17 protein-coding genes are annotated in these 15,027 nt (G+C 46.3%); 10 read left to right on the top strand and 7 right to left on the bottom strand.

Annotation, left to right across the window (positions count from 1 at the left end; all coding sequences use genetic code 11):
* Positions 1-82: 82 nt before the first annotated feature.
* From MHH76_RS17635 to MHH76_RS17605, 7 genes are all read left to right on the top strand, one after another.
* Positions 83-1,036 (top strand): pectinesterase family protein, encoded by a 954-nt coding sequence (locus MHH76_RS17635; protein WP_003185134.1) that lies wholly within the window; start codon positions 83-85, stop codon positions 1,034-1,036.
* Between the two features lie 172 nt (positions 1,037-1,208).
* Complete coding sequence (locus MHH76_RS17630; protein WP_023856236.1) at positions 1,209-1,595, top strand: protein liaI; 387 nt, start codon at positions 1,209-1,211, stop codon at positions 1,593-1,595.
* Between the two features lie 20 nt (positions 1,596-1,615).
* Positions 1,616-2,299 (top strand): PspA/IM30 family protein, encoded by a 684-nt coding sequence (locus tag MHH76_RS17625; protein ID WP_023856235.1) that lies wholly within the window; start codon positions 1,616-1,618, stop codon positions 2,297-2,299.
* Positions 2,300-2,405: 106 nt separating this feature from the next.
* Entirely contained in the window at positions 2,406-3,269 is an 864-nt protein-coding gene (locus MHH76_RS17620) for a DUF4097 domain-containing protein (protein WP_025809852.1), read from the top strand.
* 30 nt (positions 3,270-3,299) lie between these two features.
* Positions 3,300-4,031, top strand: coding sequence for a cell wall-active antibiotics response protein LiaF (liaF, locus tag MHH76_RS17615; protein WP_003185130.1), 732 nt, complete (start codon positions 3,300-3,302; stop codon positions 4,029-4,031).
* Complete coding sequence (liaS, locus tag MHH76_RS17610) at positions 4,028-5,092, top strand: two-component system sensor histidine kinase LiaS (protein WP_020452901.1); 1,065 nt, start codon at positions 4,028-4,030, stop codon at positions 5,090-5,092. Before liaF ends, liaS begins: the two co-directional genes overlap by 4 nt.
* A gap of 3 nt (positions 5,093-5,095) precedes the next feature.
* The gene (locus MHH76_RS17605; RefSeq protein ID WP_003185124.1) at positions 5,096-5,731 is read left to right on the top strand and encodes a response regulator transcription factor; all 636 of its coding nucleotides are present in this window, start codon (positions 5,096-5,098) and stop codon (positions 5,729-5,731) included.
* Between the two features lie 36 nt (positions 5,732-5,767).
* Here MHH76_RS17605 and MHH76_RS17600 read toward each other — a convergent pair whose 3' ends face one another.
* Genes MHH76_RS17600 through MHH76_RS17585 form a run of 4 tightly spaced genes read right to left on the bottom strand, consistent with a single transcriptional unit; the run spans position 5,768 to position 9,824 of the window.
* Positions 5,768-6,157, bottom strand: a complete 390-nt coding sequence (locus tag MHH76_RS17600) for a hypothetical protein (protein ID WP_223254851.1) — start codon at positions 6,155-6,157, stop codon at positions 5,768-5,770.
* Between the two features lie 37 nt (positions 6,158-6,194).
* The gene (locus tag MHH76_RS17595; protein WP_020452900.1) at positions 6,195-7,316 is read right to left on the bottom strand and encodes a Ger(x)C family spore germination protein; all 1,122 of its coding nucleotides are present in this window, start codon (positions 7,314-7,316) and stop codon (positions 6,195-6,197) included.
* Positions 7,313-8,413, bottom strand: a complete 1,101-nt coding sequence (locus MHH76_RS17590; RefSeq protein WP_003185118.1) for an endospore germination permease — start codon at positions 8,411-8,413, stop codon at positions 7,313-7,315. The genes MHH76_RS17595 and MHH76_RS17590 overlap by 4 nt, the downstream gene beginning before the upstream one ends.
* Positions 8,382-9,824: a spore germination protein gene (locus MHH76_RS17585; protein ID WP_025809849.1), complete on the bottom strand. Its 1,443-nt coding sequence runs from the start codon at positions 9,822-9,824 to the stop codon at positions 8,382-8,384. Before MHH76_RS17585 ends, MHH76_RS17590 begins: the two co-directional genes overlap by 32 nt.
* 123 nt (positions 9,825-9,947) lie before the next feature.
* Between MHH76_RS17585 and MHH76_RS17580 the strand changes: the two genes are divergently transcribed.
* Both MHH76_RS17580 and fumC read left to right on the top strand, forming a co-directional pair.
* On the top strand, positions 9,948-10,115 hold the full coding sequence (locus MHH76_RS17580; RefSeq protein WP_003185114.1) for a YvzF family protein: 168 nt from the start codon (positions 9,948-9,950) through the stop codon (positions 10,113-10,115).
* 83 nt (positions 10,116-10,198) lie between these two features.
* The gene (gene fumC, locus MHH76_RS17575) at positions 10,199-11,587 is read left to right on the top strand and encodes a class II fumarate hydratase (RefSeq protein WP_003185111.1); all 1,389 of its coding nucleotides are present in this window, start codon (positions 10,199-10,201) and stop codon (positions 11,585-11,587) included.
* Between the two features lie 45 nt (positions 11,588-11,632).
* Here fumC and MHH76_RS17570 read toward each other — a convergent pair whose 3' ends face one another.
* A complete protein-coding gene (locus MHH76_RS17570; protein WP_020452897.1) occupies positions 11,633-12,517 on the bottom strand; it encodes a TetR/AcrR family transcriptional regulator in 885 nt (294 codons plus the stop codon).
* Between the two features lie 187 nt (positions 12,518-12,704).
* Here MHH76_RS17570 and spxO point away from each other — a divergent pair, with 187 nt between their 5' ends.
* On the top strand, positions 12,705-12,869 hold the full coding sequence (spxO, locus tag MHH76_RS17565; RefSeq protein WP_009329558.1) for an anti-adapter protein SpxO: 165 nt from the start codon (positions 12,705-12,707) through the stop codon (positions 12,867-12,869).
* 23 nt (positions 12,870-12,892) lie between these two features.
* Here spxO and MHH76_RS17560 read toward each other — a convergent pair whose 3' ends face one another.
* The gene (locus MHH76_RS17560; RefSeq protein WP_003185106.1) at positions 12,893-14,239 is read right to left on the bottom strand and encodes a HAMP domain-containing sensor histidine kinase; all 1,347 of its coding nucleotides are present in this window, start codon (positions 14,237-14,239) and stop codon (positions 12,893-12,895) included.
* Positions 14,236-14,910, bottom strand: a complete 675-nt coding sequence (locus MHH76_RS17555) for a response regulator transcription factor (RefSeq protein WP_009329557.1) — start codon at positions 14,908-14,910, stop codon at positions 14,236-14,238. The genes MHH76_RS17560 and MHH76_RS17555 overlap by 4 nt, the downstream gene beginning before the upstream one ends.
* Positions 14,911-15,027 lie beyond the last annotated feature (117 nt).

Below are 15,027 nucleotides of genomic sequence, written 5' to 3'. Positions count from 1 at the left end.
AATCAAGCCGTTTTCCGGCAGGGGAAAACGGCTTTTTGTCGTAAACTTTAAGTAAGCGATTTCAAAGAGAGGGAGTGTTCAAGTGGTTAATCGGGAGGCAGCTGCTATACGGCTGACGGTTTCGAAGGATGGAGACGGCGAATTTCAAACCGTTCAAGAGGCGATCGATGCTTTGCCTGAGTACAGTCGGGAACAGAAAGTGATATTCATTAAAAAAGGAGTTTACAAAGAAGTCGTTCATATTCCGGCTACAAAGCCGTTTGTGAAGCTGATCGGCGAAAATCGTTACGAGACTGTGATTACGTATGACAACTATGCCGGAAAAGAAAAGGAAGGAGGAGGGAAATACGGCACGACCGGAAGTTCAAGCGTGTTTATTTATGCGGATCATGTTGAAGCCGAAAATTTGACGTTTGAAAACTCGTTCGACCGCACGAAAGTCGACACGACCGATACGCAAGCGGTGGCGGTTTATGCGAAAGGAAACAGGATGACGTTCAAATATGTCAGGTTTATAGGCAGACAAGATACACTGTTTGTCAATGACGGTACACAATATTTTTATCAATGCTATATAGAAGGCGATGTCGATTTCATTTTCGGAGGAGCAAGAGCTGTGTTTGAAGAGTGCCAGATCCATAGCGCTGACCGCGGGTCCGCTACAAACAACGGTTATGTGACAGCTGCGAGCACGCATATCGCAAAGCCGTTCGGTTTATTGATAACAAACTGCAGAGTGACAAGCGATGCCGCAGATGGAACGGTATACCTCGGGCGCCCATGGCATCCGGGAGGAGACCCCGACGCCATCGCCAGTGTGCTATATCACCGCTGCGATTTAGGCGCACACATCAAGCCTGAAGGATGGACGGATATGTCGGGCTTTTCTGCGGCCGATGCCAGATTGTACGAATACGGGAATACGGGTCCGGGTGCGATTTCGCATGAGGCCCGAAGGCAGCTTGCCGATCATGAGGCTGAGAAATGGACAATTGAAAACGTATTGGACGGCTGGAATCCTAAAGTTGAATCATAGCAAGGCAACCTGCAGAAAGACCGCTCTCTCGCTGAGATGAGCGGTCTTTTTATGCGAGCGGGTCCGATGTGCCATACGACCCTGGTCGTACGGCAAAATCAATCTGTGACTCGTTTTGTCGAAGCCTGAAATTGACTATAGTAAAGACATGAACGAGAAAGGAGGAGCAAATATGAATATAAATGGGAAGTCCATCATCGGCTTTTTTCTAATCCTTTTTGGCGTCTCCCTGTTCTTCGGCGGAGGCCATTTCGGCGGATTGGTTACAGGTGCTATTGGAGCATTGCTTCTATTCTATTCCGTGAAAAAATGGAAGGAAGGACGCCAGTTTGCCGCGGTACTGGCCGCGATCTTCGGCATCATGTTTTTGGGAGGGTCATTGCCGTTTCTGATCGGCATCGCGGTTGCTGCAGCGATGGTTTATTTCGGATGGAAAATGATGAAGCAGGATGACAAACAGAATGACATCCTTTATTCAGAGAAAACGGAGCCTTCTGCAGCTTCATATGACACAGGCTTTGATGCAGAGTGGGAAGACTTTTTGAAAAAGAATAAATAATATTTTAGGAGGACGAGATCATGGCTTTAAAAAGAATCAGAGACATGTTTGTCGCATCAGTAAATGAAGGATTGGATAAACTTGAGAACCCCCGGGTGATGCTGAATCAATACGTACGCGACATGGAAAGTGATATCGCTAAGGCGAAGCATACCATTGTCAAGCAGCAGACAATTGAACATAGTTTTAAAGGAAAAGTGGAAGAAGCCGAAAAGCTTGCTGTCAAGCGAAGAAACCAGGCTCAGCTCGCTTTTGATGCGGGTGAAGAAGAACTTGCTAAAAAGGCGCTCTCAGAAATGAAGTATTTTGAAGAAAAAGCTGCCGAATATAAGGACGCTCACCAGCACGCGAAAAAGCAGCTTGCCGAATTAAAGGAACAGCTTGAGACACTCGAAATTAAACTGCGCGATGTCAAAGACCGCAAGCATGCGCTGATCGCCAGGGCAAACGCGGTAAAAGCGAAAGAACATATGAATGCATCATTTAATAAAATCGACAGCGAAAGCGCCTACCGGGAATTTATGAGAATGGAAAACCGCATTGAAGAGATGGAAACAAAGGCGAACAGTTATGCTGAATTATCCGCTTCATCAAGCAGCCCATTCGGCCGCCTTGAATATGCAAAAGAGGTAGAAGAAGAGCTGGAAAAAATGAGGGCTAAAAAGACAGGCTTGGAAAAGCAGACGCCTGCGGGAAATGCGTAAACGAATAGGGGCTCTCATAGGCCCCTTATGCAATTTTTGATTTCTTTCATAGATCATTTTCCTTATAATAAGGAGCATACACTTACTAGCCGAAAGGGTAATCCAAATGAAAAAAACGGTTGGAAAACTGCTGATTATCGCCGGCATTCTTATCCTTGTCGGGATGATGTTGAATGGGCGCGAAGGCTTTTCATTCTTCGGCTTCGATGACGAGTCAGCCCGCACATATCATGCACAGGGAAAAGACATCGATAAAATTGACATTGATGCAAAGAGCATAACAGTCAACATTCAAGCTGAAAACCGCGATGATATAAAAGCTGAGATTTCGGGAAAAAACGTCCGGCTTGATTCGTCTGAACAGGGGCGTACACTCCGGCTTTCCGCTGATTCGAAGGGCTTTTGGCCGTTTTTCTGGAGTAAAAAAGAGCTGATTGTCAAGATTCCTTCTGAATATAAAGAAGATCTGGCGATTTCTTCGGGAAGCGGAAATGTCAAACTGTCCGGCGGCGGTCTGCATTTGCGAAATGTAGCCTTGAAGTCGGGAAGCGGCAGCCTCAAGGCCGATGACCTTCAGGCGGAAGACCTTTCTGTAAAAGGGACGTCAGGATCGGTCAGGCTGGAAAACGTTCAAACGGCAGCTGCTGATATCCGCTCCACATCCGGTAATACAAAACTTGAAAATGTCACCGGCAAACTCAGCATCAAACAGACTTCGGGCAATTTGCGCGCTTCCTTTACAGAGATCAACGATTCTCTGAGCATCAAACAGACATCCGGAAACACCAAGCTCAGCCTGCCCGATGATGCCGACATCAGTCTTGAAGCCGAGTCGACAAGCGGAAACATCAGTCATTCCTATTCATTTGACCAAGTCGCCAATGAGAAGCGGACGCTGACTGGAAAAAAAGGAAATGGAAAAAATAAAATCGACATCTCAATTACGAGCGGGAATGTCTCAATTGAGTAATCGACAAGAAGAAAGGGGGCTCGAGTCAGCATGCGTCTTACAAAAAACCAGCTGATCGGACTGATCATCGTACTCTTCGGAATCAGCATATTTTTGCAAAACAGCGGGCTTGGAGACGCGTTATTCTGGCCGCTCGCTTTTCTTTTTGCCGGGTATTTTCTCCACAAATATTCCCGCCGCTGGCTCGGGTCTGTCATGTATATTTTTGCAGGCTTTCTGCTGCTGAAAGACATCTTCAGCATTACATTCAGCCTGTTCGGCTTTTTCTTTGCCGCTTTCTTAATTTATGCGGGGTACCGGCTGGTGACAAATCAGCCGGTATTTGACCGCCATAAGCCGAAAGACAGGGGAAAGGAAAAGGCGGATTTCAAGCCGCTTCAGGAGAAGAACAGCCCTGGCCAGCGCAGCTTCTTTTTCGGTGATGTAAAATTGATGAAAACACCTTTTGACTTAAATGACTTGAATATCTCCGGGTTTATCGGTGACGTGAAAATCGATTTGTCAAAGGCGATTATTTCAGAGGGCGAAAACACCATCGTCATTACGGGGTTGATCGGAGATGTCGATATTTACATTCCGTCCGATCTTGAGGTGTCCATCAGCTCTTCTGCATTCGTTGGAGACATTGACGTCATCGGCGGCCGAAAAAGCGGCATCGGCAATCAAATCTATTCCGAGACAGAGAATTACGAGCAGTCGGCACGACGGGTCAAAATTTCGATTTCGCTGTTTATCGGCGATGTGGATGTGCGGTTCATATGAGAACGAACAGACTTGCAAACATTCAATGGCGCGCCGTCCGCTTATCCCTTGGTGTCAGCTTTACGATTTTTCTTGCTGTATTGGGCTTTATGCTGTTTTATTACCAGCTGGATCCGAGGGTGCTCATCGTTTCCAGGTGGTTCGGGATTCCGTTTATCGCGCTTCTCGCATTGATCAGCGCAGCTGTCGGGTTCGGCTCAGGCTATATGTTCGGCAATCAGCTGAAAAAACGGCTTGAAAAGCTGATCGAGTCTATTCTAAAGTACGAAAACGGCAACTTTGCCTACCGGATTCCATCGCTTGGAGACGATGAGATCGGGCTGGCCGCCGACCAGCTCAATGAGATGGCCGAACGGATCGAAAGACAGGTTGCCTCTTTGCAAAAGCTGTCCAATGAGAGAGCGGAATGGCAGGATCAAATGAAAAAATCGGTGATCTCCGAAGAGCGGCAGCGTCTCGCGCGCGAATTGCATGATGCGGTGAGCCAGCAGCTGTTTGCGATTTCCATGATGACTTCAGCTGTTTTGGAGGGAATCGATGCTGCGGCTGATGAAAAGCTCGCTCAAAGGCTGAAAATGGTCGAAAAAATGGCGGCCGATGCCCAGAATGAAATGAGGGCGCTCCTTTTGCATTTGCGACCTGTTACGCTTGAAGGGAAAGGTCTACAAGAAGGGCTTGCAGACCTTTTGAAAGAATTTAAAGCGAAACAGTCGATCGACATCGATTGGGAGATTGAGGATGCGGGCAAACTTCCGAAAGGTGTGGAAGACCACCTGTTCAGGATCGTTCAAGAAGCGCTCTCAAACGTGTTCCGGCATTCAAAAGCGACAAAAGTCACCGTCAGACTGCTGCTCAGGAACAAACAGCTCCAGTTGAAAGTCATTGACAATGGCGAAGGATTTAAGATGGATGCCGTCAAAACATCTTCGTACGGGCTGAACTCGATCAAGGAAAGAGCCAGCGAAGTCGGCGGAGTGGCAGAAATCATTTCATTTACGGGAAAAGGAACACAGGTTGATGTAAAGGTTCCGATTTTTGAACAACAAAAAGGAGAGGCTTAAAAGGTGATTCGAGTATTGTTAATTGATGATCATGAAATGGTGAGAATGGGGCTGGCCGCTTTCCTGGAATCCCAGCCTGATATTGAAGTGATTGGGGAGGCATCAGACGGAAAGCGCGGCGTTGAATTGGCGCTTGAAACCAAACCCGACGTGATTTTGATGGATCTTGTGATGGAAGGGATGGACGGAATTGAGGCCACGAAACAAATATGCCGGCAGCTTGCCGATCCGAAAATCATCGTTCTGACGAGCTTCGTTGATGATGACAAGGTCTATCCGGTCATCGAAGCCGGAGCGCTCAGCTATTTGCTGAAAACGTCGAAAGCGAGTGAAATCGCCGATGCGATCAGGGCTGCGAGCGTCGGAGAACCAAAGCTTGAAGCCAAAGTCGCAGGAAAAGTGTTGTCCAAGCTGAGACATTCAGCCGGCGAACAGCCCCTTCATCAATCGCTGACGGCAAGAGAATTGGAAATCCTCAAACTTGTAGCAGAGGGCAAGACAAACAAAGGTATTGCCGAAGAATTATATATCACCATTAAAACAGTTAAAACGCATGTGACGAACATCCTTTCCAAGCTTGAAGTCGACGACCGGACACAAGCCGCAATCTACGCCCACCGAAACAAACTTGTCGACTGATCAAACAAAAAACAGCTTTCTCAAGAAAGCCGTTTTTCAGCCGTTCCAATATTTTCGATCCTCGGCTGCAGGAAGAGTGAATGAATCTGTTTCAACCGTGCGGGCGGTAAGTTGGGCGGCCTCGTTTTCTTCGCGTGCATGTTCGCCCGCTGTACCGTTTTGGCAAATGATGTCGAGCCGCTCGGCCACTATGGCATTGTGTTTCTCCTGCAAGTCGATCAACTTGCCGATGCCTAGCAAAATGAATCCGCCGATGAAGCAAAAAAACGGAGTGGTGAGGTATGTGCCGATCGTGAAGAAAAGCATCGACTGCGAATCCTCCATAAACGGATCATAGGCGACATCACTGATAATGAATCCGGACAGAATGACTGCCGCTGCAATCAAAAAAATGCCTGTCATGTGCAATATCCGCTTCAAGCTCATCACCCTTTCAAACACATTCTATCAGAAAAACGGGGCGCTATCTGCTTTTTGTCGCACCTTTTGTTCCAAAGTCCTGAATCGTCGCTTTAATATGATAGTCGATATAGGCTTCGCTGAAGTGTTTGTCCCAATTGAATCTGTCTTTTTCCCACTCCTTCGGAAAATTGATCCGCGCATTGTCGGAAAAATCGGTGACGTCCGTTTTGATATCGTGCTGCAGGACATGGATCAGCTGCTCAACCCGCTTTTTGATGTCTTTTTGAACCGATTTCTCTATGTTTTTTATATATTGGTCATTAAAAGAATCCTCTCCAAGATACCAGTCCTCTGACAGCCTTCCTTTAATATTGGCATTTACGACGAATTTGTACTTTCCGTTCTGCCTCATCGCCCGCACGCGGTGGGTCATCGAAAACACTTCATACGAGAACAAATGTCCATCATGCCTTGAGTCGATCACTCCGCCGATGACATTGCCAGTTAATAAATTCAGCGCTTCGATCTGAGACGGCGAAAGGTTTGCATGGTATTTGTTGTTTTTGATCACGGCGCCGCCTTCAAGCTGAAGCTGTCCTTTTTCGATCGCAACCTTCGGCATGATATAAGATAAATCAGACTGCATTTTAATCGAAATATCGTTCAATGTGACGGGCTTGAGCAGCTTGATCGTCGAAGCTCTGTTTTCAGAGATGCTGTGGATCACGTCGGACGCAGGGTCACTTGCACCATCAACCTTCAGTATGCTGTCGGCAGCTCCGGGCGTCATATAGACCTCGCTGCTCCTTCTGATGCTGTTGTCCCTAATAAATTGATTGATCAATGCTTCCAGAGAAATATCGGATACAAGCTCCTCTGAGAAAATCAGGACTTGCAGATGCTGCGAGAATACCGGGAAATTTTTCAAAGCGGTGGAACGGATGGTTTGATGGACCGTGTTTCCGGAGGTGGACACCACTTTAGACGGATCCTGAGCGCTGCCGTCTTGTCCGATCTTTTTAGGAACGAGAAACTGATACGTCAATTTCACCTTTTTATCATCTTCACCTTTATCGAGGGCAAGGCCGATGGCGATGCTAAGCTTTTCGATCTGCCTGCTGTCCCAGCAGCCTGTTAAAAGGAGAAGCAGAGAAAGGGCTGCTAACATTCCCTTTTTTTTCATGAAGAAGTAAACCTCCTTTTGATGGACACGAGCAAAAAGATCATAAGCGGAAGTGCACAGAAGACAACGATAAAGATATATCCAAGGTAGTCGCTGAAGGCGCTGACCTGGTTGGCGTCCCGCGGGACAAGGGATGCTAGATAGATGACAACGCCGATGAAGAGGACGTTTTTTTTCACAGGCCATCCGAATACGTTTTCAAGTCCTGAAGCGGCAAAGTACGTATAGACGACAAACGTTGTGAAAAACTGGATCGTCCAAATGACGAGCAAAAACGATTCGAACCTTTCGATGAAAATCCCTCTTATCTCAAAAGACTGAAACAACGAGATCGTCGGCCATGTCAACGTCATGACCTCAGTCGCGGTCAGCGCCCCGACAACGACCGCAAAGGTGAGGATATATAAGAAGAGCGGTATCCCAAATCCAATCGCCGATGCCTTAAAAAGCTTTTCTTTGTTTTTGACGTATTTCGGCAGAAACATCATCAGCTCCACCCCTAAAAATGAAATGGAAACGACCGTCAAAGCTCTGCTGACCGGCTCCAAACCAAGGCCGAGAACCGGCCGCAAATGGTTCAGCTGAAACATATTCAGGCTCAGTCCGCAGACGATCAGAAGAATGACAATGGTAACGGACAGGAAGAACGGGAATATCTTTGACATATCGCTGATACCCCCGACAACCAAATAAATTGCACAGACGATAAAAGCGAAAATCGTCACGCTCATCGGCGTGAACTGAAGAAGGAAAAACTTTGCCATTTCAGCCATCGCCCTGGCTTCAAAGCTGGCCACGCCCATGAAGTATAAAACGATTAACAGGTTGAGAATATTCCCGATTATAAAGCCGCAGCCTTCTCTTGTGTAATCAAAAAAAGACAGGACGTTGTGTTTTTTAACGATTTTTGCATTGATGTAGATAATGAGAAAAAAGACAAGCCCCTCAAAGATTAATACGATCCATCCGTCCGGCGACAGCGTTTTTTGCGTCAGCGCCCTGGGCAGCGTCAGCAGGCCTGCGCCGAGCATTGTGCTGGTTATGATCGAAGCGGCTTCATACGTGCTAATCCGATCGTGCTGATTTTTTGGATCCATTTTTACGGTTCACCTCCCGAGCTTTTGTTGGCAGACGAATAATGGCTTCATCCGTATGTTTTAAGCTGAAAAAATGGTTCGGGTTAAAATACGGGATGCCGAAGCTTCTTTGCCTGACCAAATGGGTGAAGATGGCGAGCATGCACAATATGATCCCGTAAAGCCCGAACACGGCTGCAGCCACCATGGAAATAAAACGAAGCACGCGAAACGACAGGCCCATGCCGTACTGCGGCACAGTAAATGAAGCAAGGGCGATAATGCTGACGATGATCACCATCACAGAGCTGACGATATTTGCTTCGACCGCCGCCTGGCCGATGACGACGCCTCCCACGAGGCCGATCGTCTGGCCTAGCGGATTGGGAAGCCGCAGTCCCGCTTCCCGTAAGAGCTCGATCGTCACTTCCATAATCAGCGCTTCAAGGAGCGGCGGAAACGGCACATTTTCGCGCGTGCTCGCAATCGTAACAGCGAGAGCCGTCGGCAGCATGCCTTGATGAAAAGATACAAGCGAAATATAAAACGCCGATAGGAACAGGGTGATGAAAATCGAACTGAACCGAAGAAATCTGATCAAGGTCGTGGCGATCCATCTTTCGTAAAAATCGTCCGGGGACTGCATCACCATTCCGAAAGAAGCCGGCACGATCAGGGCAAATGGCGAGTAATCAACAAAAATTGCGATCCGTCCATTAAACAGCGCTGAAGAAACCTTGTCAGGTCTTTCGGTATTCTGGATCTGCGGAAACGGCGAGTACTTATTATCTTCGATTAATTCTTCAAGAACGCCGGTATCTTGAATATCATCCAGCTGAACTTTTTTCAGGCGCTTTTTAAGATCTTTGATGATCGAATCGTCCGCTTTGCCCTGGATATAGAGAATGGTCGCGTCTTTAAACTTGCTCTTGCCGAGCGGGATTTTTTCCACGGTCAGTTCTTGATCCGGGACACGCTGCCTGACCAGGGCCACATTTGTATCGACATCCTCGATAAAGCCGATTTTCGGGCCTCTGACGACGTTTTCCGTATCTACGACTCCAAGACTTCTTTTCTTTTTCTCAGATGTTGGCAGCGCAAAAATAACATTCATGCCATTGATCAAGAGCAGGCACTTTCCTTTGAATATCGCGTTGATGGCGTCTTTTTCTTTTGTAACGGGTTCCGCATTCAGCTTATTTAAACGGAGACGGACATCCTCCAGTGAATAAGAGCTGTCATCCGAGACCAGCAATTTCGCCGCTTTTTGGATTTTCTTATCATCATTCAAATCTTTAAAGTACAAAAAGTAAAAAATGATTCCGTTTTTCAGCATTTTTTTATTTTGAATCAGATCATCGTTATGCTCGAGATGGGGAAGGAGCATTGCGAGATTTTCATGGATGTGTTCCTTGAATTCCGATTGAGTCATGATCGTCACCTGCCCTGGTGTTTCTGGAGTTGTATAGGTTATCTTTTCCTGTTAAAAAAACAATATACTGTGTTACAGTAGTGTTTGGCGAAATTTTCATTGAACAGAGACGGAGTGAGAAAGTTGGCGCAAATCAGGCTTACGGGGAAACCGGAGGAGATTGAACGCATTATTCAATCTTTTTCTAAGCATTATGAGGTTTCATATGTATCGAAAGAATACGGTAAAACAAATCCGAAATATAAATATGCAAAAGATACCCGGGTTTATATTGAGCTAAAATTAAAATAAAGATAAAATTTAAATGGAAGGGTTTTATCGATTTTTATCGAAATATAGAATATTGCAGAATTAGAGAAGGAAGGGATAAGAAAGTGGACTACAGAATTGAAAAAGATACGATGGGTGAAGTCAAGGTTCCCGCGGATAAGTTTTGGGGAGCCCAAACCCAAAGAAGCAAGGAGAACTTTAAAATCGGTTCCGAGAAAATGCCGCAGGAAATTGTGTATGCGTTTGCAATCTTGAAAAGAAGCGCTGCGATTGCCAATGAAAAGCTTGGAAATCTTGAGGCGGAAAAAAAGGAAGCGATTGTTTCCGTATGCGATGATATTTTAGAAGGAAAGTATGACAGCCATTTTCCGCTGGTCGTCTGGCAGACCGGCAGCGGAACACAGAGCAACATGAATATGAATGAAGTTGTGGCAAACAGGGGAACGGCTTATTTGCAGGAAAAAGGATCAAGCCTGAAAATCCACCCGAATGATGATGTCAACCGCAGCCAAAGCTCTAACGACACATTCCCGACAGCTATGCACGTGGCAGCTGTCCTCGCGATTCACGATAAACTGATTCCGGCGATTGACCGGTTGAGAAGCACGCTGCATGAAAAAGCTGAAGCTTTCAAAGACATTGTCAAAATCGGCCGCACTCATTTGCAGGATGCGACACCGCTGACATTGGGACAGGAAATCAGCGGCTGGGTATACATGCTGGACCGCTCTAAAGAGATGATTCTTGAAGCTGCTGAAAAAATCCGCGATCTTGCCATCGGCGGAACTGCCGTCGGAACAGGCATTAATGCCCACCCTGAATTCGGCAGCACCGTTGCCGAAGAGATCAGCGCTCTGACCGGGCAGACATTCAAAAGCTCGCCTAATAAGTTTCATGCGCTGACAAGCCATGATGAACTGACACACGTGCATGGGGCGCTTAAAGCGCTTGCGGCAGATCTCATGAAAATCGCCAATGATGTCAGATGGCTTGCGAGCGGACCTCGCTGCGGAATCGGCGAGCTGCTTATCCCGGAAAATGAGCCGGGAAGCTCGATCATGCCTGGAAAAGTAAACCCTACGCAAAGCGAAGCGCTGACAATGGTCGCATCCCAGATCATGGGGAATGACGCAACGATCGGCTTTGCCGCGAGCCAGGGGAACTTTGAACTGAACGTCTTTAAACCTGTGATTATTTACAACTTCCTCCAATCCGTTCAGCTTCTTGCCGACGGCATGAATTCATTCCATGACAAGTGTGCTGTAGGAATCGAACCTAATCGGGAAACAATTGAGAAGAACCTGACCAACTCTCTCATGCTGGTTACGGCTCTAAACCCGCATATCGGATACGAAAATGCTGCGAAAATCGCGAAGCTGGCTCATAAAGAGGGGCTGACGCTGAAAGAAGCGGCTCTCAAGCTGAACCTTTTGACAGAGGAGCAGTTCGACGAAGTTGTTAAACCTGAAGAAATGGTGAAACCGAAAGCATAATCAACAAACCGGCTGCATGCATTGCAGCCGGTTTTGTTTTGCGGATCATCCGTGCGGATGGTGCATGTCTTTTTTGAGCAATTCGGCGAGTTTGTCCGTTTCTTTTCGAATCGCGGGATATTCCTTCAAGTTGGCTATCATGCCTTTGATAATGGCGTTTTTGCGTTTTTCTTTTCTCAGCTCTTTCTCCAGAATATCCAGGCTTTCGGCAAGGTCTGCAGGAGGAGCGCCGTTGTACTGCTTGTTCGCTTTGACGCGCATTTCATTGAGCAGGGCGTCCTTCAGCGGATCAAATGTGTAAAATGGGCCGAACCACTCGTCTGCTTTTTCGAATGGGATCAGCGGCTGGTCATTGCGCTTGATCATCCCCTTCGCCAAATCGTCGAGGCGGTTCAGCATGTGGTCGGCGAGAGACTGCAGGTCGAACGAATGGTGCAGCAAAATCATCAGCTCAAGGTAGACATCGCTCATTCCGTTGATCATAAAGCACAGTTCGGCGCTGTACGGTTCAATGTCTTTGCCGTAAATGTTCTGGATGTTTTCGATGTGCAGCCTGAGCGTGGTTCTCCGCATTTTTTTCGCAAACGCCTCAATTTCTTCATTGATCGGCATCGACCGCTCATTAAACTGCATCGTGATAAACTCTTTATGCTCCAAAATGTTTTCGAAAAAAACGACGAGCTGCATCCGGTACACATCGCGCGGATGGTCATGCTCCGTTTTGATTTTCTGGATTCGGGTAAAGATTCTTTCATAGTAGTAGTGAAGGACTGAAAGGAGGAGCGCTTCTTTTGATTTAAAATAAATGTAGAAAGCGCCTTTTGACATTTGGCACTCTTTTGCAATCTCTTGAACTGAAGTAGAACTGTATCCTTTTTTAGCGAAAAGTTTGATGGCTGTTTCAATAATGACTTTCTCTTTTTGTTTCATAGCTTTCACCTTCCTGAAAGATCGAACCCAAAAGCGGCTTTCGGCGGACCGGGGTGACTGGCGGGTCACTTTTTTTGCTCCGTTATATTTTTAACTAGATTGTAACTTGTTTTTTTGTTTGATATTATTTATATTATAAAGTAAGGTGACCGAGTGGTCAAAATTTGCGGAGAAAGGGTGAAGGTTGATGAAAGAAATCGATGACATGATCAGGCGCCTGCGCAGCAGGGGAATTAAGGTGGACAAAGTTAAATATCCAAAGCACGTCCTGTGCGAAAAGAAATGGATGAAAAAGCCAAAAAACACAGTGAAGCCGAGCTACCGGGATTTCAACGGCTATTCGTTTATATGAAAAAAGACTGCAGCGTCTACAGTCTAATTTCTCGGAACGGATATTGAGTAGCACACACCGGTTTGATCATTCCGAATGGTCATGTCAGCATGGTGGAGCGTTAAGATTCGTTTAACGATGCTGAGTCCAATGCCGAATTCGCCTTTCTTCCCTTTATTAAAAGGCTCATACAGGCTGGAAAGCATCTCTTCTTCAATGTGCGGTCCGTCATTTTTAATGGTGATCAACGTATGTTCTTTCGTCGACCTGACGCTGATGTCAATGAATGTCTCCGCATAGCGGATCTGGTTTTCAAGAACGTTTTCCAACAGCTTGCTCCATTGTTCTTGATCGCCCGTCAACATTGTTTCCTCTTCAAGATCAATCTTCCAGTTCAATTCTTTTTTGGACCATCTCAAGCGTTCAACAACTTCTTTAATGACCTCTTGTATATCAAAAGTTCCGTACTGTCTTTCTTGTCTCAGCAAATAATCAAGCTTTGTCAGATAAAGAAGATCCTTGATTTTCTTTTCAAGTTTTTCAGCTTCGCCTTCAATGACTTCAATCGTGTTTTCCAAATCTCCTTTAGGGTAGATGCCGTCTTTGATCGACTGGGTATACCCGCGGATGACCATGACCGGCGTTTTCAGGTCGTGGGAGATGTTTTGCAGGAGCGTGCGTTCTGTCTCATCTTTCTGGATGAGCTTTTGCCGCATGTCTTCAATGGTGTGCCCCAGCTTGCCGATTTCGTCTTCCCTGTCGACAATCACGGGATCATCCCAATCCTGTTTAGAGATTTGTTTGACGTGCTTTTCAAGCGTGACGAGCGGTCTTGATAAATATTTCGCCAGCCAAATAGAAGGAATCCAGCTCAGCAAAATGACGACGATCAAAATAAACAGCAGCTGCTTAAACAGCGTATGAGACAAATCGTCCCTGTATGAATCAAGCGCATAGGATAACAACAGAAACGTCTGGTCCTGGGTCTGGATTTTTTTGAGCACAAAGAAAACGTGCTCTCCGTTGACATTCTCCGAATACCTTTTCGATGACTCGTCCTGCCTTTTCCCGAGCTTCTGCACCTTCTCGATAAATGAATCGGGGAGAATCTGCGGGCTCTGATAGACGGTTCCTTTCTCAGGCAGCAGGACGTGCTGAACGTGGCGGTTTGTGCTTCGCGAGCCGCTGCTTCCGCCGAAGCCTCTTTCCGGTGAATCGGAAAATCCGTATTCCGTCAGAACATGCTGCTCATTTTCAATGTTTGTATAAATTTCATCAGTGAAAAAGTTCTGCAGTGTCGTCGAGAATAGAAACGTCAGCAAAATCGAGACCGTTAACAGGATGCCGCAAATGACACTCCAAATTTGAAAGGCGAGCGACCTGTTCTTCATGATTTCAACATCCTGTAGCCAAACCCGTAGATGGTTTCCACTTTCAGTTCGGGCATTTTCTTGCGCAGCCTTCTGACAAGATCGTCGACGACGCGGTCGGTTCCGAAGTAATCGTCTCCCCAGACGCTGGTGAGAATATCCTCCCTTGAAAAGGCGCGGCCCTGGTTGTTTATAAATAGAAGCAGAAGATCAAATTCCTTTGACGTCAAATTGATCATGCTGCCATTTTCATAGACTTCTCTCAAGTCTTCATAGACTTCATAGCAGGAAACCGGCGTTCCTTTTTTCTTCTCAGGCGGTTCTTCTTTATAAATCAGCTTGAGCAGCTTTTGCACGCGGATGATCAGCTCCCTGGGGAGAAACGGCTTAGATATATAGTCGCTGCTGCCCAGTTCAAGCCCCAGCACTCTGTCAATGTCGGCATCGCGCGCAGAAATAAAAATGACGGGGACTTCCGGATCTTGATTTTTTATTTCTTTTATTAGCGTATACCCGTCGATATCTGGTAACATGATATCGAGAATCCATAAATGAGGTGACTGGCCTATTTTTTGCCTGGCGCTTTCACCGTTTAGAAAAGAAGTGACGTGCCAGCCTTCACTCTCTAAGTATTTTGTCAGCAATTCATTTAAATTCTCTTCATCTTCAACTAGATAAATGGAGTATGACAAGGGCGGTTCACATCCTTTCTACGTCATTATACTAGTTTTAACATAAGTCTGGTCAATTTTCATAATTTCACATATTCTTTTCATTTTTATCCCACAATGTTTTCGTAACATATTCAT

The sequence above is a fragment of the Bacillus sp. FSL L8-0193 genome (assembly GCF_037976065.1).
Classification (GTDB): Bacteria; Bacillota; Bacilli; order Bacillales; family Bacillaceae; genus Bacillus; species Bacillus paralicheniformis.
Note: the sequence above shows the minus strand (reverse complement) of the source record. Positions and strands in the feature narration are given on the sequence as shown.

Coding starts and splice junctions, on each gene's coding strand:
- MHH76_RS17630 (WP_023856236.1), top strand. CDS start 1,209: ATGAATATAAATGGGAAGTCCATCATCGGCTTTTTTCTAATCCTTTTT.
- MHH76_RS17625 (WP_023856235.1), top strand. CDS start 1,616: ATGGCTTTAAAAAGAATCAGAGACATGTTTGTCGCATCAGTAAATGAA.
- MHH76_RS17620 (WP_025809852.1), top strand. CDS start 2,406: ATGAAAAAAACGGTTGGAAAACTGCTGATTATCGCCGGCATTCTTATC.
- liaF (WP_003185130.1), top strand. CDS start 3,300: ATGCGTCTTACAAAAAACCAGCTGATCGGACTGATCATCGTACTCTTC.
- liaS (WP_020452901.1), top strand. CDS start 4,028: ATGAGAACGAACAGACTTGCAAACATTCAATGGCGCGCCGTCCGCTTA.
- MHH76_RS17600 (WP_223254851.1), bottom strand. CDS start 6,157: ATGAGCTTGAAGCGGATATTGCACATGACAGGCATTTTTTTGATTGCA.
- MHH76_RS17595 (WP_020452900.1), bottom strand. CDS start 7,316: ATGAAAAAAAAGGGAATGTTAGCAGCCCTTTCTCTGCTTCTCCTTTTA.
- MHH76_RS17590 (WP_003185118.1), bottom strand. CDS start 8,413: ATGGATCCAAAAAATCAGCACGATCGGATTAGCACGTATGAAGCCGCT.
- MHH76_RS17585 (WP_025809849.1), bottom strand. CDS start 9,824: ATGACTCAATCGGAATTCAAGGAACACATCCATGAAAATCTCGCAATG.
- MHH76_RS17570 (WP_020452897.1), bottom strand. CDS start 12,517: ATGAAACAAAAAGAGAAAGTCATTATTGAAACAGCCATCAAACTTTTC.
- spxO (WP_009329558.1), top strand. CDS start 12,705: ATGAAAGAAATCGATGACATGATCAGGCGCCTGCGCAGCAGGGGAATT.
- MHH76_RS17560 (WP_003185106.1), bottom strand. CDS start 14,239: ATGAAGAACAGGTCGCTCGCCTTTCAAATTTGGAGTGTCATTTGCGGC.